Source organism: Bacillus niameyensis (assembly GCF_001375535.1).
In the GTDB taxonomy this organism is placed as follows: domain Bacteria; phylum Bacillota; class Bacilli; order Bacillales; family Bacillaceae_C; genus Lederbergia; species Lederbergia niameyensis.
In genome coordinates this window covers 1,101,245-1,117,852 of the sequence record NZ_LN831197.1, presented here as the reverse complement: position 1 = coordinate 1,117,852, position 16,608 = coordinate 1,101,245, and the positions used below count along the sequence as shown (strand labels likewise).

General features: G+C 36.1%; 30 protein-coding genes and 2 pseudogenes. 26 read left to right on the top strand and 6 right to left on the bottom strand.

Annotated features, from left to right (window positions below):
* Positions 1–63 precede the first annotated feature (63 nt).
* The 6 genes from BN1243_RS05590 to BN1243_RS21335 form a co-directional block, all read right to left on the bottom strand.
* A complete protein-coding gene (locus BN1243_RS05590; protein ID WP_062105247.1) occupies positions 64–672 on the bottom strand; it encodes a hypothetical protein in 609 nt (202 codons plus the stop codon).
* On the bottom strand, positions 669–1,259 hold the full coding sequence (locus BN1243_RS05585) for a hypothetical protein (protein WP_062105246.1): 591 nt from the start codon (positions 1,257–1,259) through the stop codon (positions 669–671). The genes BN1243_RS05590 and BN1243_RS05585 overlap by 4 nt, the downstream gene beginning before the upstream one ends.
* A complete protein-coding gene (locus BN1243_RS05580; RefSeq protein WP_062105245.1) occupies positions 1,207–2,406 on the bottom strand; it encodes a hypothetical protein in 1,200 nt (399 codons plus the stop codon). The genes BN1243_RS05585 and BN1243_RS05580 overlap by 53 nt, the downstream gene beginning before the upstream one ends.
* A 29-nt stretch (positions 2,407–2,435) precedes the next feature.
* Entirely contained in the window at positions 2,436–3,020 is a 585-nt protein-coding gene (locus tag BN1243_RS05575) for an ImmA/IrrE family metallo-endopeptidase (RefSeq protein ID WP_062105244.1), read from the bottom strand.
* Between the two features lie 61 nt (positions 3,021–3,081).
* The gene (locus tag BN1243_RS05570; protein ID WP_062105243.1) at positions 3,082–3,966 is read right to left on the bottom strand and encodes a DUF4352 domain-containing protein; all 885 of its coding nucleotides are present in this window, start codon (positions 3,964–3,966) and stop codon (positions 3,082–3,084) included.
* Between the two features lie 102 nt (positions 3,967–4,068).
* Positions 4,069–4,575 carry a helix-turn-helix domain-containing protein gene (locus BN1243_RS21335; RefSeq protein WP_069201767.1) on the bottom strand — a complete coding sequence of 169 codons (507 nt, stop codon included), beginning with the start codon at positions 4,573–4,575 and terminating at the stop codon, positions 4,069–4,071.
* Positions 4,576–4,742: 167 nt separating this feature from the next.
* Between BN1243_RS21335 and BN1243_RS05560 the strand changes: the two genes are divergently transcribed.
* The 26 genes and pseudogenes from BN1243_RS05560 (at position 4,743) to BN1243_RS05445 (ending at position 16,607) form a co-directional block, all read left to right on the top strand.
* Entirely contained in the window at positions 4,743–4,994 is a 252-nt protein-coding gene (locus BN1243_RS05560) for a helix-turn-helix domain-containing protein (protein ID WP_062105242.1), read from the top strand.
* Between the two features lie 81 nt (positions 4,995–5,075).
* Positions 5,076–5,378, top strand: a complete 303-nt coding sequence (locus BN1243_RS05555) for a hypothetical protein (protein WP_062105241.1) — start codon at positions 5,076–5,078, stop codon at positions 5,376–5,378.
* A gap of 15 nt (positions 5,379–5,393) precedes the next feature.
* Positions 5,394–5,660, top strand: a complete 267-nt coding sequence (locus BN1243_RS05550) for an ORF6C domain-containing protein (RefSeq protein ID WP_062105240.1) — start codon at positions 5,394–5,396, stop codon at positions 5,658–5,660.
* A 52-nt stretch (positions 5,661–5,712) separates the two neighbouring features.
* Entirely contained in the window at positions 5,713–5,886 is a 174-nt protein-coding gene (locus BN1243_RS22280) for a hypothetical protein (protein ID WP_195892073.1), read from the top strand.
* Positions 5,887–6,034: 148 nt separating this feature from the next.
* A complete protein-coding gene (locus BN1243_RS05540; RefSeq protein ID WP_062105238.1) occupies positions 6,035–6,295 on the top strand; it encodes a helix-turn-helix domain-containing protein in 261 nt (86 codons plus the stop codon).
* A 453-nt stretch (positions 6,296–6,748) separates the two neighbouring features.
* Positions 6,749–7,798, top strand: a complete 1,050-nt coding sequence (locus BN1243_RS22275) for a hypothetical protein (RefSeq protein WP_062105236.1) — start codon at positions 6,749–6,751, stop codon at positions 7,796–7,798.
* Positions 7,799–7,832: 34 nt separating this feature from the next.
* Positions 7,833–8,579, top strand: a complete 747-nt coding sequence (locus tag BN1243_RS05525) for an ATP-binding protein (RefSeq protein ID WP_062105235.1) — start codon at positions 7,833–7,835, stop codon at positions 8,577–8,579.
* Between the two features lie 3 nt (positions 8,580–8,582).
* On the top strand, positions 8,583–8,762 hold the full coding sequence (locus BN1243_RS05520) for a hypothetical protein (protein WP_062105234.1): 180 nt from the start codon (positions 8,583–8,585) through the stop codon (positions 8,760–8,762).
* The gene (locus BN1243_RS05515) at positions 8,759–9,136 is read left to right on the top strand and encodes a YopX family protein (protein WP_062105233.1); all 378 of its coding nucleotides are present in this window, start codon (positions 8,759–8,761) and stop codon (positions 9,134–9,136) included. Before BN1243_RS05520 ends, BN1243_RS05515 begins: the two co-directional genes overlap by 4 nt.
* Positions 9,130–9,444, top strand: a pseudogene (gene ssb, locus BN1243_RS05510) (single-stranded DNA-binding protein); the annotation flags it as partial. The gene BN1243_RS05515 and the pseudogene ssb, both read left to right, overlap by 7 nt.
* A 269-nt stretch (positions 9,445–9,713) precedes the next feature.
* On the top strand, positions 9,714–9,950 hold the full coding sequence (locus tag BN1243_RS05505) for a DUF3310 domain-containing protein (RefSeq protein WP_230200107.1): 237 nt from the start codon (positions 9,714–9,716) through the stop codon (positions 9,948–9,950).
* Positions 9,934–10,239: a hypothetical protein gene (locus BN1243_RS05500; RefSeq protein ID WP_062105230.1), complete on the top strand. Its 306-nt coding sequence runs from the start codon at positions 9,934–9,936 to the stop codon at positions 10,237–10,239. Before BN1243_RS05505 ends, BN1243_RS05500 begins: the two co-directional genes overlap by 17 nt.
* Positions 10,202–10,687: a hypothetical protein gene (locus BN1243_RS05495; RefSeq protein WP_062105229.1), complete on the top strand. Its 486-nt coding sequence runs from the start codon at positions 10,202–10,204 to the stop codon at positions 10,685–10,687. The genes BN1243_RS05500 and BN1243_RS05495 overlap by 38 nt, the downstream gene beginning before the upstream one ends.
* Positions 10,687–10,992: a MazG-like family protein gene (locus BN1243_RS05490; RefSeq protein ID WP_062105228.1), complete on the top strand. Its 306-nt coding sequence runs from the start codon at positions 10,687–10,689 to the stop codon at positions 10,990–10,992. Before BN1243_RS05495 ends, BN1243_RS05490 begins: the two co-directional genes overlap by 1 nt.
* A gap of 141 nt (positions 10,993–11,133) precedes the next feature.
* Positions 11,134–12,366 (top strand): annotated as a pseudogene (locus BN1243_RS05485) (DNA cytosine methyltransferase); the annotation flags it as partial.
* Positions 12,367–12,402: 36 nt separating this feature from the next.
* Entirely contained in the window at positions 12,403–12,594 is a 192-nt protein-coding gene (locus tag BN1243_RS05480; RefSeq protein WP_062105226.1) for a hypothetical protein, read from the top strand.
* A gap of 39 nt (positions 12,595–12,633) precedes the next feature.
* Positions 12,634–13,209, top strand: coding sequence for a hypothetical protein (locus BN1243_RS05475; RefSeq protein ID WP_062105225.1), 576 nt, complete (start codon positions 12,634–12,636; stop codon positions 13,207–13,209).
* Between the two features lie 119 nt (positions 13,210–13,328).
* The gene (locus tag BN1243_RS05470) at positions 13,329–13,550 is read left to right on the top strand and encodes a hypothetical protein (protein ID WP_062105224.1); all 222 of its coding nucleotides are present in this window, start codon (positions 13,329–13,331) and stop codon (positions 13,548–13,550) included.
* Positions 13,537–13,668, top strand: coding sequence for a hypothetical protein (locus BN1243_RS22830; protein ID WP_268258062.1), 132 nt, complete (start codon positions 13,537–13,539; stop codon positions 13,666–13,668). Before BN1243_RS05470 ends, BN1243_RS22830 begins: the two co-directional genes overlap by 14 nt.
* A 178-nt stretch (positions 13,669–13,846) precedes the next feature.
* Complete coding sequence (locus BN1243_RS21330) at positions 13,847–14,023, top strand: hypothetical protein (protein WP_230200106.1); 177 nt, start codon at positions 13,847–13,849, stop codon at positions 14,021–14,023.
* 99 nt (positions 14,024–14,122) lie between these two features.
* Positions 14,123–14,296 (top strand): hypothetical protein, encoded by a 174-nt coding sequence (locus BN1243_RS22270; protein WP_195892072.1) that lies wholly within the window; start codon positions 14,123–14,125, stop codon positions 14,294–14,296.
* A gap of 19 nt (positions 14,297–14,315) precedes the next feature.
* Positions 14,316–14,768 carry an ArpU family phage packaging/lysis transcriptional regulator gene (locus BN1243_RS05465; protein ID WP_062105223.1) on the top strand — a complete coding sequence of 151 codons (453 nt, stop codon included), beginning with the start codon at positions 14,316–14,318 and terminating at the stop codon, positions 14,766–14,768.
* Positions 14,765–15,307: a site-specific integrase gene (locus BN1243_RS05460; RefSeq protein ID WP_062105222.1), complete on the top strand. Its 543-nt coding sequence runs from the start codon at positions 14,765–14,767 to the stop codon at positions 15,305–15,307. Before BN1243_RS05465 ends, BN1243_RS05460 begins: the two co-directional genes overlap by 4 nt.
* A gap of 342 nt (positions 15,308–15,649) precedes the next feature.
* A complete protein-coding gene (locus BN1243_RS05455; protein ID WP_062105221.1) occupies positions 15,650–15,973 on the top strand; it encodes an HNH endonuclease in 324 nt (107 codons plus the stop codon).
* A gap of 4 nt (positions 15,974–15,977) precedes the next feature.
* Complete coding sequence (locus tag BN1243_RS05450) at positions 15,978–16,190, top strand: hypothetical protein (protein ID WP_062105220.1); 213 nt, start codon at positions 15,978–15,980, stop codon at positions 16,188–16,190.
* 87 nt (positions 16,191–16,277) lie between these two features.
* Complete coding sequence (locus BN1243_RS05445; RefSeq protein ID WP_062110434.1) at positions 16,278–16,607, top strand: P27 family phage terminase small subunit; 330 nt, start codon at positions 16,278–16,280, stop codon at positions 16,605–16,607.
* Position 16,608: the final 1 nt, after the last annotated feature.

The window sequence follows — 16,608 nt, the reverse complement described above, 5'->3', positions numbered from 1 at the left end:
TGAATTAATGATAAAATTAAAAGTCCTTCAATAAGGACTTTATAATCAAAAGTATAACATTTTTTATTTTAATTGATTTATTCCATTCTCTATTTGCATCAACAATATTATTGTATTTTCTTTATCTTCTACTTTAGTTAGTAATAATTCAAGGTAATTATGTATTGATTTTTGTCTTCTCCAGTTTGCAATATTTTCTAAGTAATCCTTTTCAGGGATTTCTTTTAATGCGGAATCCAGAATAGAAAAATCTATTTTAATAAAGTAGATGAACAACATTTCTTTAATGCGGCTTGGATCTTTATGTAAAATTTCCGCAATTTTTTCGACAGGGGTCGATTTAAATATTTCTGCAATCTCTGAATAAATCCTCAAGTTATTTTTTGACTCATCTTTGATTATAGAAAGCAGTTTTTCTTCATGCTCTTTAATTTCTTTCTGGTTTTTTCTGTCGCCTAGAAAGAAAATTAAGAAAGCAACAAAACCTGATAAAGTACTACCAATGAGCGCGAAAGAGGACTTAATGAGAATGTCCACTATATTAATGTTATCTTGATCAATAATTAAGTTTTTATTGATTATAATTTGGATAAGTACAAAACTGATCGTTAAAGAAATAAAAAAAAGAATAATTGCAATTGTAAATACAGCGTTTGTAAGAAGTTTTTTCATATGGAACTTAGCCCTCTAGACAAGGAGCGGAAAATATATTCTTCCAATCTTTCTAACTCGTTATCTAACGGTTGTTTTGCAAGCCTATTCATCTCAAATATCTCCTTTAGAGTAGGGGAACCTAATTTTGCCTCCCCCGATTGTGAAGACTTGATATCAGAGGAGGCTTGATCTTTTAAACGATTCTTCACTTCTTTTAAATAAGGCTGTTTGATTTCAAAAATAACTTTTACATTATCTAAAAACTCTTTCTTTTCCATATCACCATCAAAATAACAATTATAACATTTGAAATTTTTAATTTCCTCATCAGATAATATATTGGTTTCTTCGCATTCACTGCATTCATACCTATACATCCTCTTTAAGGGACCATCTGACGCGGAGAATGCAATAAAAAGATTAATTACATCTTTTGGATCATGTGCAAACTTATAAGAAAAACGATACGGATTTAAATTATTGGCTCCTAGTCTTATTTCTTGATTAAGAAATAATTCAATTTGTGGAGAAATTTCATAAAAGGGAATTATTTCATTCAGATAAGGTATCTTGGAATAAATATTTGCTAATTCTTGAATGAACATAATCTTCTTTTAACCTCCTTTTTTCAGATGGACTATTGTAATAATGAATTTCGATAGATCCATACTTTTCTCTTAAAAATATTTCTACAAACTCAAAGTCTTTTCCTGCTGGAATTTTAAAATTTCCTTCATCAAACTTCCAATAACAAGCAAGTTCACTAACTTCCTTATATTCATGAATCAAATCCTTTAAATTCCAATAAACTTTGGAATTGTAAATAGGGTCTTTTTTTGGATTCCTCGTTGAAGATTTGATAAAGTTTTTATCTAAAAAGGTAAAAGCAAATATAAACCCATTATAAAACTCTGTAGGGTCTAAGTGAAGTGACAAGTCTTGATAAAAAGCTGACTTTACCCTATCAGCATATAGTTCAGGTTCTGACATTTTTAATTCATCTTGCAAAAAGAGTGATATTTTTTGATTTACTACTTCCTCAGTTAGTTTATCCTTCATATGTTCCTTAATTACATTTTCTGCCCTTTCAGATTCTTCTTTAAATATATTATAAAGTAATGACAATACGGTAGACTCATTGTAATCATTAACAACAATATCACCATCAAGCGAGTTTATAAAATTTTTCACTTGAGATAAAACACTGGTTAAATTAGTTGTGCTTTTTGATAAATAATGTCTCCTCATTCTTATTTGCAGTAGTGAATTATCAAAATCGATAACACATGGCACATAAAAATTCGTTTCTTCTTCGCTAGCACCTAGTTTTATAGTCTCCTGCCTATAAAGGAGCAAAATTTTATTTCCTTCGATTCTAATAGAAATAAGTTTCTCTTTTGGTTCTACAACTGCATTAAGATGTCTGTTTAATTGAGGCTCACCATCAAATCTACTAATAAGTTCTTCTGCATCAATTTCACTTTCAATAGGAAATATGTATATATGATCTTGAACATCGAATATTAGTTTTTCGAATAAATCGTTATCGATGTTAGCATCTATATCAGGAAATTCTTCCATGTATTGATTTAATAGTGCTGCGATCTTATCCCAACTATTCCCAACTACCTCCGATGCGCGTAGTTTTTTCATATAATCTTCAATATGGGTTGGTAAAACATCACTTAATATATTTTTTATTTCGAAATTCCTTAAAATAGATGTTCTATAAAGTCGTAATAAATCAGGCATTTACATTCTCCTTTTTATAAAATTGAAATTTAGACATACCACTCCACACTTCCCAATTTCCCTTTAAACGCCATTAACGCATCGACGCGACGATTGAAAATTAATTCCAATCTATACTGTGCAAACGACTCAGATACTACAAAATAATCCGCAATATCACTTATTAACACCGCTTGATCATACGCAAAAGTAAATACATTTCTCATAAATTGAGCTGGCATGAGCAGATAGGCGGCCATTCTCTTAGCTTGGTTTTCAACTTTCGCAATTTCAAATTGGCTTGAGCTTAATTGCGATTGGTAATGGCTATAGATGTGACAAAACTCTTCTGCAAGAATAAGTTTCTTTTCCACAGCTTCTAAGCCAGGTTTCAAGTAAATTGTCCCGCGTCTGTTTTTTGTACTTGGAATGGAGAACGCTTTCAAATGATTGATAGACTCATATTCCACTTGGTCAACAAACTCACTTTCCAGTGGCTTCACTCTAATACCGTATTTCCAACATATATCATACAAATCAATTTCATCAGGGTTATTATAGGAAAAATGAGAGAGAACCTTATTTGCTCGTTCTTCCCAATAATCGGAATTCATATATGTGTTTTCTAGTTGCAATTAAATCACTTCCGTCATTAATTGATTGGAGGAAAGCCCCGTGAAAGGCTTTCCTTATCATTTATTCTACTTCAATCTTCCACATTGCTTTTGTTTCTGTCATAAAATCTGAGTAGTATACTTCGTATGGTCCTTTACCTGAAACACCATAGGCACCACGGCCAGAAACATTTTTTCCGGGCTGTAATGTCTCAGTTAAATAATCAATTGGATATGTCTCCATTTTGGTTCCTTCAGCATCGTAAATTTCAAAGTCATATGCATCAAAGAACAGTTCTTCATCTTTAGCATTTTGAACAGTCATGTTAATAATTAATACTTTTTCTGGATCCTCATCCGCAAATTCATTTCTTTCATCCGTGTAACTTGCATCAGTTAATGTGATAACAGTTCCTTCAATATCAACTTTATCACCTAGGTTGAAAGTGCCAAGATCTTGACCCTCTGCATCCCAATCAATTGGTTCTGTAATTTCAGCAATCGTATAGCCAGTTAGATCTGAAAAAAGAATAGTAGGTTCATTATCCTTAAAATACTTGGAGTGTTTATAAATTTCACGAATAAATGCATCAAAAATAGGTGCTGTAATCGTATTTTCAAGTGTATCGCCGTCAGAGTTATTGAATACTATTTTAATAGTGTTATCATCCGACATTTCAGCCTTATTAATGACAATTTCACCATTTTCATCTTCTTCAGCTAATCCTTCTAAGAATAGCTCAAACTGCTTTTTGGATAGATTGATTTTTTCCCAGTCTTCAGCTGATAAAGATTCAAAGTCTTTACCTTCCAAAGCCTCAAGTCCTGTTCCTTCATTATTGCTTTCAGATTGAGATTCACCTTGTCTAGGTTCTTCAACCTTACTCGCTGGTTTCCCGTCATTGCCACATGCCCCAAGAAATAAAGCCATGACACTTACCAGAGATATTAACCACCTTTTCTTCACTTCAAAAACCCCCTACATATGTAATGGTAAAATATAACTATAACTTATATATAAATAAACACGATCGGAATAGATCGTGGTGTTCAATTGCAATACATTTGTTTAATCGTCTAATTCTCCAAAACCATCATCGAGATCATCTTCATCATCTTCTTGCAATATCTTTTTCATTTTATAAAGTTTGAGAAGTTCTTTGATTTTTTTCTCTGGATTTGTTGCTAAATCATGAAAAAGGATAGGATGTTTTTTTAGTTCTTCCAAAATAACAAAATCCTCAAAAGATAAGTCCTTGTTTGTACTAAGTACATAATTTTGATGTTTCATTGCTAAATCTATCTGTTCTTGAGGAATCCTTAAAGGTTTCATTGAATAGCTTATTTTCGAGATATTCAAGTTAGGATCGTCTGTTCTTCCTAATAAATAGTCAGTTGTTACATTATATAACTCACTAATTGCTACCAACATTTCTGGATCAGGTGAACGAGAACCGTTTTCATAACCTGAAAGAGTATTACTTCTTATACCTAATTTGTCAGCTACAAACTTTTGCAAGTAACCATGTTCTTCTCTTAACTTTTTTAATCGTTTAGGTAATATTCCATTACTCACTCTCAACATTTCCCCTCATAAACCTTTATATAAAGCATTGTATCGCATATCATGATTTTTTAATTAAAAGATCGCGAAAAGTGATAAAAAGAGTTGACATTCGCAAAACGCGATGATATATTATATTTAACAGATCGCAAATTGAGAACTGGAAGAAGGTGAAGGATATGGCTAACATCAATAAAATCACAAACAATTTAAAAGCTTTGAGAGAAGAAAGAGGGATTAAACAAAAGTTTATAGCAGAGAAACTTGGTATAACTCCAAATTATTACTCTCAAATAGAAAATTGTCACAGACCACCGCAATTAGAACACCTATTAATATTGCGTGATCTATTTAATGTAAGTCTAGATGATATTTTTTTTAATGGGGAAATCGCAAATTGCGATAAAGTTGAAGCTAAAGTAGTTAGCTAACTAACCACACAATATCGTCATAAATCTACAAACGAAATGTGCCTAGATAAAGATGGTATCGCCCATTTAGGAGGTGACAAAATGTCTACCAACACAATAGATCTTGAAAAACTCAAAGAACAATACGGCGATGAGCTTGCAGAAAAGTTAAAATACCATTTGAATTTGTACTCTGAAAGGAATTGGAAGTGGAAATTCGAAGTAGTGAAAGAATCAGATCACTTCATAACATTTGCACTAGCCAATTACGGTGCTTGCCACGTATTCGAAATAGCTAAATCAAGTAAGCGAATTACTGATAACTACATTATCGGTTCGCTTGATTGCGAGAAAATCCTAGGAATTATAAATAGCGTAGGTTCATTTTATGAAACACCAAAATAGAAAAGGAGGGCGTCTATGCACAACGGATTAAACAAGGGAGAGCAACGCCGTATTCAAAAATGCATCGCTTCCAGAGTTTATGATTTATGTCCGAATGCCAAAGAGCAACCAAAGTATTTCAGAGCTATTTATCATTCCATTAAACAACGCTTTTCTGTTTCCAGCTATAAAGAAATCCATAGAAATCAGATCTTTGCAGCGATCCGTTATGTAGAAAACTGGAAACCAACAGCTCATTCCCTAAGCGAGAATAGGGGTGTTAAATATGCTAGCAACAAATAGGGTTGTCCACCATGGTGCTGCGCATATGGATATAAAGAAGGGGGAGGACAACATGGATTCCAAAGAATTTAAATTCGGCAATTCCACTGTGATCATCCATTCTCCACTTGTCCATATGAGCAAAACAGAAAGACAAGAGTGGTACGACCGCGAATGGAAAAACGGCAATAAAGTATTGAAAGGAATTGTCGACGCTGTTCAGGAATGTCTGCAAAGCTCTCATTGAGCTTTTGCCTGGTACAAATTGGACAAGCTCTCAATCTCTTAATCCTAGTTTACTAGCTCCTGATATTACTTGTCTGTTCTGTTTGTGAACAAGTGCAGAAAGTGAACAAATTGTTCTGTTTAGAACATTTAAGGGAGGTGATAGGGAAGTGAATATTGGGGCTGTATTAAAAAAAGCTCGTTTGCATGCAGGATTGAGCCAGGAAGAAATCGCAGAAGAACTGTACCTACCAAGAAGTACTATTTCAAAGTTAGAGAATAACAAAATATCGCTAAAAGCTGAAGATTTAATTCGATGGTGCCACGTTACACAAGCTCAAGAATTAATGGTTGCTTTACTTTGCGGAATAGATATTCCAACGATCATTAGTAATTTATCAACATTGTTAGGGGTAATATTATGGGTTTGAGCAAAAATCTTTTACAACAAGACCACTTACATAAAGCTACGCGTGAATCTGTTTGTATTGTAAGTTGTTTACATACTCTTAGATCAGCATACAAAAATTCAGATTTCAAGACGGCCCAAACCATGACAGAAAACATCTCCAGGTCTGTTAATGAATTAAAAAAGCTTAATGATGAAATAGAAAAGCAACTTCAACAGGATTTAATAAAGTCACTTATATAAGGAGGCGTTAGGGTTGGATTTCTTCGATTTATGGTTAGTCGCTTGCGGATCACTCATTCTAGGTATGATGGTCGGTAACGCATTAAAAAAGGACACAAAAAAAGCAGTAAAATGAGCTGCCACTCAAACTACTGCTATACATCCTTGTTATTGCTATAATACCATATTTTATAGCAAAAATGAATACAAATGTCCAAGTATAAAGCCATCAAATGAAGGAGCGATCGGGGTAATGGATAATACGTTAAATGCTTCGGGGTTTGTGATCCAGCCCCGACTCCAATTTGAAAACTTGATAGACAAAATACTGTATCAACATTTTTTAGATGTTGCTAACTATCAAAAAAGCAGGAATTGTGAGAGAGGACAAACGATAATCTCCATCAATAAATTATCTTTAGAAACGGGATGGCCACGCGGATTGATCAGAGGATCCGTAAACAGATTAGTGAAATTGTCCTACATTTCTATCACAACTTTGAAACAGAAAAAAGGTACTTTAGTTACCATAACAGACTATGATTTAATCCAAAACATTGCAAATTATAGCAAAAAAAATAACCAACAGGATAACCAACAAGATGACCAACAAGGCAACCAACAGGATAACCAACAGGAGAGACTTGAAAAATCAAGCGAGAGTAAGGTTACTGGTAGCGAAGAAATTTCTGATAACCAACAAGATGACCAACAAGGCAACCAACAGGATAACCAACAGGTTAACCTTACCTTAACAGAATATATAAACAGCATTATAAACATCAATAAAACATTAAAAGAATATGTCGCCGATGTTTCAGTAAAAAACAAAAATTTGTCAAGTGAAGAGGATATAAAGACTTTTGTTGATTTCGCAGAGCGAACCAACGCTCTCCCTAAAGGATTACCGATTAATATTTTAACAACTTACTTTGATTGTATTCGACGAACTAGAAGAACATGTATAATCTCTGCAAATATTTTAGTGAATTTTATTGAAAAAACGAATAAGTACACCGTTGATCAACTTCATTACGCTTTATGGACACACTGTGAAAAGCATAGTGAAAAGGGAGAGAAATATACACTTGGCATCTTAAGAAATACCGATGTACACGAAGCGAAACGCGGATTGATGAAATTAAACAATAAAGGAGTTGCTAGTATTGCAGGATCTAGGTCATATGCTTCAGCAGTTGGTGAAAGACCATCCAGCACTAGCAAAGAGGTTGAAAGACTCGAAGCACTTGCAAGAGAAAAAGGTTTACACGGAGCGATACGAGACCCTAACTTCGATTTCTGAATCTTGCCCATATAGAACCTGCGATAGTTCCGGATTGATATGGATCAAAGATCATCAAGAAAAAACTGAATTTATGCGAGAATGCGAATGTAAAAAGATAAAACTTTTACGGAAAAAGCTACATAACGCTAAGCTTCCAGAGGAATTTAGAGAAGCAACCGTAAAATCATTCGAAATTGATATATATGACTTGCAGGAATCGAAGGAAAGGGCCACTTCGGCAAAACTAATTGCAGGAAACTTCGTGAAAAAATTCGACAAAATGCTAGAACAAGGGAAAGGTCTTTACTTATACAGCTCCATAAAAGGCAGCGGAAAAACGCGATTAGCTGCAAGCATACTTAATGCGGTAGTGAAAGTTCATGATAATCAAAATAAGCCCATTAGTGTTTATTACTCTTCAACAGCTGATTTGTTGGCAGAAATCAAAAAGACGTTTGATAAAGATTCGAATATCAAAACATCGGATTTAATCGATAGCGTAAAAAATGTTGATTTACTTGTCTTGGATGATATCGGGGTTGAAAAAGTCGGTGATTGGGTTGAAGAGACTTTTACAAGAGTACTGGATTATCGACTGCAAAATTTAAAAGTAACGATTTTTACTAGCAATCTAGAAATCGCTCACTTAGATATAAAATATCCAAACGGCAGGATCAGTAGCAGAATTGAGAAAATGACCTATCCTGTAAAAATGCCTGAAGAAAAAATACGAAGTAAACTAGCGCAAAAAGAAAATGAAGAGTTGCTAGAAATATTGCTGGATGATGGGAGGGATTAGAAAATGTGTGACCGATGCAATGGAACACATGTAGTGCACAACACAGCAGGGAGCATGGCATTTATAAACACATGCCCCGAATGTGGACCTAAATCAGTTGAACAACTAGAAGCTGAGAGCAGAGAGAATAAGAGAAGGTTACAAGAGGCTAGGAGATTGCTAGGGATGGAGGAGACGGCATGAGAGAGATTAAGTTTAGGCAATTTGTATGGAATGAAGATGATGGGCCAAGTGCAGGTGTGATGTTGAGTTGGGATGAATTGCTCCAAGAAAAGGATGAATCGTTATCAGTTATTTTCAAAAATACATTTTCTAATGCGAGTCCATTAATGCAATACACCGGATTCAAGGACAAGAACGGCACGGAGATTTTTGAAAAAGATATCGTTCGCGTAAATAACGAATGGATAGCAGATGTTGAGTTCCAACTGGGGTGTTTTATGCTCGGTGATGATGCGTTGTTAGTAGCCGTTGAAAATAACTGTGAGGTAATAGGTAATGTCTTTCAAGACCCTGAATTACTAGTTGTAACGGAAGGTGAGGGGACATCATGCTAAACAGAGTCGTCCTAGTAGGACGTTTAACCAAAAATGTAGATTTGCGATACACCCCAAATGGCGTTGCGGTAGCTAACTTCACATTGGCTGTGAATAGGCCGTTTAAACAGGATGGAGAGCAAAAGGCAGACTTCATCAATGTTCAAGTTTGGCGAAAACCTGCTGAGAATGTAGCCAATTACCTTAAAAAAGGCTCGCTATGTGGAGTCGATGGACGCATTCAAACCCGGAACTATGAGGGACAGGACGGTAAGCGCGTATACGTTACAGAAGTTGTTGCTGATAGCGTGCAGTTCTTGGAACCAAAACGAGACGGACAAGCCCAATCAAACTATCAGGCTAGCAATCAAGATGATCCGTTTCAGGGGGATGCAGTGGATATCAACTCGGATGACCTGCCGTTTTAGCAAAAATCGAACAGTGTATGAGAGGTGAAAAATAGTGAGTACTGTATCGCCTTTGATTACCTCTGGACCAGGTAGATTACGAGGATCTTAAAAGAGAGTTAGCTATACATCGATGCAGGGCGGTAGATACGGATAGCGACTTAAATGTTTGGTTTTAGGAGGGAATGGGAGTGGGCGACAACGTTAATCAACCTAAACATTATACAACTGGGAATATCGAGGTAATAGAAATTATCAAGGACATTCTAACAGCTGAAATGTATGAGGGTTATTGTGTGGGCAATGTGCAAAAATACATTGCCCGGTACCGCAATAAAGGCGGAGTGGAGGACTTAAAGAAAGCGGCCGTTTACTTAGATTGGGGAATAAAGGTGGCAGAGGAAAGAGAAAATGGCAATCGTGCGTGATGATCATGTCGTTAAAAGTATGGAAACGAGATACCTGACATACGCACCAGGCGAAAGTTACATTGCATGTCAAGATGTAGATTTCGGATGGACGATGAAAAAAACATTGGAATTTGAAAAGCTTTGGCGTAAAGGAAAGACTCTGCACGAGATGAGCAAACACTTTCGTAGACCACCAGTAGAAATTCTCATGATTGCAGTAGATAGAGCAATGTTAGGGCATATAGAGGAACGGGAAGGAGGCTTACTCGGTGAATGTTTATCAAAAGCGCTTGGACATACTCGATGAAATTACAAGACTTAGTAAAGCACACCCTCATTCAAACAATAAGTGTAACGGCTGTGATTTATGTGATCAGATAAGGCTATTGGGCATCGAATACGAAACGTTGAACAAGCATGAGAGAAACAGAAGAAAAGGCATTTCAATGGAAAACGAAACACCGATAGCCGAATCAATATCGTTCCACTTTTCAGAAGAGGAATTGAAAATTATCGAGGGAAACGGACTTACGCGCGACAGGGTTAGAACGCGGATATTAAGAGAAGGTTGGAGCAGGGAAAAGGCGATTAATACTCCAATCACTCGAATGAGTCCAGATGAAGCAACCAAATACAGGAAATTAGCAAAAGAAAACGGAGTAGCGATGGCAACATTCTACTACAGGATTAAGAAAGGTATGAGTCCCGAAATGGCAGCTACAACAAAAGCAAAGAATACACGGAGGATTGTATGATGAATCTAGATCAGTTAACAAAAGCTATTAAAGTTTGGGCTGAAAATAGAAATTTACATTCAGCAGATCCAAGTAAGCAAATGTTGAAACTCATGGAGGAAGTTGGAGAACTTGCTCAAGGGTTTGCGAAAAACAATGGTCGTCAAGTGGTTGATTCCATTGGTGATATATATGTTGTATTAACAATACTTTCTATGCAAATTGGTATGAATATTGAGGATTGCGTCGAGGTCTCATACAACGAAATCAAAGATCGCAATGGAAAAATGATAAACGGAGTTTTTGTAAAAGAAGAAGATTTATAAAAAGGCGGTGTATCCATGAAAAAATGTATCGAGTGCAAAACAAGCATTGCTAGATATTGGGATAAGCACCTATGCGAAGACTGTTTCAGAAAGATACTTTCACAGAAAATTCGTGATGAAAAATGAAATACACGGAAAAATGCAGGAAATGCCATGCATAAAGCAAATCATCCAGACACAGAACATTATCTTGAATCCGTTTGGAATATAGAGCCAAGAGAGGTCGTAAAAGGACGCAAGGTAGGATTATGTTGGTTTTCTCCCGATTGCAGACACTTTTCTAAAGCCAAAGGCGGTAAGCCTGTTAGCAAAGAAGTGAGAGGCTTGGCGTGGGTAGCGATCAATTGGGCTATTAGGGTAAGACCAAGGGTGATCATGTTGGAGAATGTTGAAGAATTTAAAACATGGGGACCATTAAAACTAAACGAAAAAAACGAATGGGTACCGGATCCTGATAAAAAAGGCATGACATTTCAGTCGTTTGTAAAATCTTTTAAAGCATTGGGGTATAAAGTGGCCACTAAAGAATTGAGAGCTTGCGATTATGGAGCACCCACTACTAGAAAAAGATTCTTCATGATTGCTAGATGTGATGGAAAACCAATTGTTTGGCCGTCTACTACTCATGGAGAATCGGATGAAGTAAATGTTCAGTTAGGTCTGAAAAAACCATATAGAACTGCAGGAGACATTATTGATTGGTCAATACCGTGCCCATCAATATTTGATAGAAAAAAGCCCCTTGCAGAAAACACTCAAAAGCGCATAGCTAGAGGTATAAAGAAATTTATCATCGATAATCCTAATCCCTTTATCGTAAAAGATCAAGCTGTGTTTATTCAACACTATTACACACATCAAGGAAAAGAGACCAGAGCAAGCGGACTTGACGAACCATTAGCGACCATACCTACTGCAAATCGTTTCGGATTGGTTACAGCTTTTATTGCACAACATTATAAAAGTTCTACTGGGCACGAGTTAAAACAGCCGCTTGGAACTATAACAACAGTAAATAAGGCTAGTTTGGTACAAGCATTTTTGATCAAGTATTATGGTCAAGGAGTTGGCCAATCATTAAACGAACCCATTCACACGTTACCGACCAAGGATAGATTTGGACTTGTAACCGTTGCGGGACAGGAATATCAGATTACAGATATTGGAATGAGGATGCTGCAACCTAGAGAATTATTCAATGCGCAAGGATTCCCCAGCGATTACATTATTGAGCGAGATTTTGAAGGAAATAAGTATCCGAAAACAGAGCAAGTTGCAAGAGTGGGAAATTCAGTTCCTCCACCATTTGCAGAAGCGTTAGTGAGAGCTAATTTACCGGAACTTTGCAACACAGAATTGAAACTTGCTAGGTGAGAATTGAAAGAAATTGTGTAATAGGAGGGTTGAAAATTGGAACCAAACTATGTAATTCGAGTGTTAAAAAACCACAGGAATAATCTTGAGGATAGATTAGACGAAATAGCGGAGGGCGAGTACAATCATCATTCCAAAGAACAAGTTGAGATTTTTAAACGGAGAATCATCGCAAATATTAAGGATACATCTGATGCAATAAAGCTGTTATCAGAGAAAAATATTTAATGCACATTCCGAAAGAAATTGTGGCATAGGAGGGTGAAGGTGAAAGCGAAGAATATAGTAAGTGCATTGGCAAAAAGGCATGGAGCAACCGATGTTAATACAGCAGGGAAAGAGTGGGCCTTTTTCGAAGAATTAAGGGCAGGCACAGGATACAGAACATTTGATTATAAAAAAGGAAAAGTAAAACCTTTCAACCCCGAACAGCGATTTGACGCTTGGGCAATCAATCTTTACCCATCGAAACAGCACGAAAGAATTGTTTATGAGATAAAAGTAAGCCGTTCAGACTTCCTAAGTGAAATAAGCAATCCTGACAAGAGACAACAAGCATTGGCGTTATCAAATTACTTTTATTTTGCCACACCAAAAGGATTGATTTCAGTCGATGAAATTCCAGGGGAGTGCGGACTAATTGAAGTCAACGATGACCTTAGTTCAAGGATTAAAAAGAAAGCACCTTATCGGGATACAGACGTTTTGACGTGGCAATTCCTTTGCTCAATTGCGAGAAGGGCATGTGTGGCAGAAAAGCAGGTAAATGATTTACAAAAACAGATTCGTGAAGATTACTTGAAAAGAAACACTAAAGCAGATAAAGCGTTCGTTGGAAATTAGATTCCTTTCAGTAGCAATATGAAAAGGGGGATTCGTGAAAATATGGTTCGTGGAGTTTGTATAAATGATGATCAGTCAATTGTTTATATATGCAAGGATTGTCGGAAGGAGTGGAGTCGGTGGGAGTGAAAACATATCCAGAAATGAACGAAATGATTAAGGATATTTTCTCAAAATCAGATGACTTTGGAAGTCAATATGCTGCAGCTAGAATCGTAGAGTTAGAGAATGAAAACAAGCGGTTACTCGCCACTCTGAGAGAAATCAGCAAATGGGATGTAAGGATTGTTAGCCTAATGGCTCAGAAGGGATTGGAGGTGAATAATTATGACACGCGATGAACTCATTGAAGAGTTAGTAAGACGAACTGGCATTGATGAAAATGTATTAAGGTTAAAAAGCGATTTGGAACTTGAAGACCTTTATGATGAGCGAGTATTAAAAAAAGGAATGATCTGAATGATCGAGTATATTTGCAATGAATGTAGAATTACAGAATTACTGTTTGAAATCATTCCCCGAAAAGTTTGTCCAGAATGCAGGAAGTACTTTGAAGTGATAGAACACGAAGAATAAAAAAAGCCAGGATTTCTCCTGACGACCTAGTTTTATTTTACCATAAAATGGGGGGGTTCTGGTGGAAAAGCAAATAAATGTTGCTCATATAGAATTAGATAAAAACGCAACTTACTACGTTAGAGACGGGCAATTAATAAAAGTCGACGATCTCCCAAGGGGTTTTGGTACCCAAACTATCGTGTGGAGAGATGGAGAACCAAAATGCTTTGATATAAAATACACATCTCAAGGATAACTAATTGAATACTGGATGCCAAGCGGAAGAACCGGGGCACCAATTGAACGATCTTCGTTCTTTTGGTGTCCTTTTTTTGTAAAAGGAAGGAGGGGAATTATGAACAAGGACTTGAAGGATCAGCTGAGAGAATGGGAAAAAAAGCAACAGAAAAACCGAAAACCTAGGAAATCCACGAAAGAAAGATTTTCAGAGTCAGATTTAAAGAGCCTCATGGGGGTTAACAGACCTATTTACGGAAGGGGCAAGGGTGGAGCCATTAGACAAAAATAAATTTGGGGGGTTGATAGTAATGAATCAGTTTGATTTCCAATTATCTGCTATTGATCGTAAAGCCACTAAAGAAGAAGTTGAAAAAGCTTTAGAAAAATACAGAATCATGCTGTTGACTCAAGAACTCAATCAACTTCCAAAAGTTACTCAAAGTTTTTCACTCATTCCACCAACTAATACGAATGCTTTCCATTCTTCAACAGAACAGGCAGCTATAAACAACGCCAATTATGAATTAGAAAGAAATAAATACATCAAGAGAGTCACGCTAGCAGTAAATCGTTTAGGCTTTAAAGAAAGAGCTATTCTCATTAAGAGATATATGACCGTTGATGATGTATTTGATTACGAGGTGTACAGTGAATTGAATATGAGTGAACGTTCCTATCACCGATACAAATCTAGAGCCTTTTATAAATTAGCCTTTGCTCTTGGCATTGAAGTATATGTGGAAGAGGTGGCAGGAGCATGAACTTCGTTCAACCGATTAGAGATCCAGAAGTTATTAGAGAAGTTAAGCGACATTTAAAGGAACAAAATGAACGAAATTATATGTTATTTGTAGTAGGTATTAATTCAGGTTTGCGAATTTCTGATATCTTACCTCTACGAGTATCAGATGCCAGAAGATCATATTTCAAAATAACTGAAATGAAAACAAAAAAAGATAAGTATTTGGATATGACTCCGCAACTGCAGAGGGAATTAAAACAATACATTATTGGAAAAGAAGATCATGAATTTCTCTTTAAAAGCAGAGAAGGTATTAATAAGCCTATCGGTAGAAGCATGGCTTATAAGATACTAAGAAGTGCTGCTGAGCATGTAGGGTTAATTGACATCGGGACGCACACCTTAAGAAAAACATTCGGATACCATTTGTATAAGCAAACCGGAGACGTAGCTTTACTTCAGAAGATACTTAATCATTCTGATCCAGCTTTCACATTACGCTATATCGGAATTGACCAAGACGCTATGAACAAGGCAATAAAAGAGTTTAGAATATGAAGCCATCCATTTAATTGGAGGCTTTTATTTTTATTTACTCTTATTAGTTATCCATAATAAAGCAATGTGGAATTCATTTTAGTGATATGTAATTAAACCAGTGGCATCAATGGTTCTAGCCTTACGGCTAGTTCAACACAATATAAGATATGGGTAACTGTAAGGGGGATAAATAGAGTGGCAGAAAAATGGCAGACTTTTGGCAGAATGATGGCAGGATATTCCGTAAAAAGGCTGATAAGATAGTAGTATCGAAAAATATAACAAAACGAAGCAAAGGCACTGCACTCCAATTTTGGGTGCCTTTTTTATTTTCTTAAAAGGAGAGTAGAGTAAGGATCAATGGAATACAAAACACCTGAACAGAAAAAAAAGTTTTATCGTTCATCAGCTTGGCAAGAGTTAAGACAGCAAGCTTTGAGTCGCGACAACTACGAATGTCAATGGTGTAAAAAGGAAGGAAAGGTTACTATTGATTCCATCAAAGAATATGGTCAACGCAAAGAGATAGTCCTAAACGTTGACCATAAATATCCTATTGAACATTATCCTCAACTTGCTCTTGTATTGGATAACTTAGAAACACTTTGCGTTTATCATCACAATGTAAAGGAAGGAAGGATCTTCAAACGAAAGAAACCCAAATGGGATGATGAAAGGTGGTAGTGAAATGGAAAAGAAGTTTGTAGTAGAAGTATTAGAGGCAGCTAAGGAAAGGTTACATGGAGATAATAAATGGATAAACAAACAAATTCAAGAGTTATACGAGCAAGCTGATCAATTAGATTCAAGAGAAACAGAAAATAAAGCAAAAATTAAGGAATTAGACGAGGCTATTTCCCAAATAAAAGGACCAGCAGGTACCCCCCCTCGAATGCTTTAGTCAATTAAAGTAAACCCGGGGACCGGGCAGGGGGCTCGATTGTCCAGATTTTTTCAGAAAAATTCGCGTATAGGGGGGTGGGTGCTTTTGACGAGGTCTCTAAGAATCGATGTCGGCATAGATAAAATAAAGGATCACTTGATGTCTAATATAGATACAAGCAATCCCGTTGAAGTAGAAAAAGTCGGTAGGTACTTACGGCATATTGAGGTATATAGAAGAATGGATCGGACTGTAAAAAAAGAAGGGGTTTCCATCACTGTAAAAAACGGCAGTCAGATTTTTGTGAAGTCCCACCCTCTACTTGCCGAAATGAATAAAGTGAATTCATCGATTATGAACATAGAACGTACATTTAATTTTATTGATGACAATAATGATAGGAAACCAAAGTATTCAGCAAATGATTTGATATAAA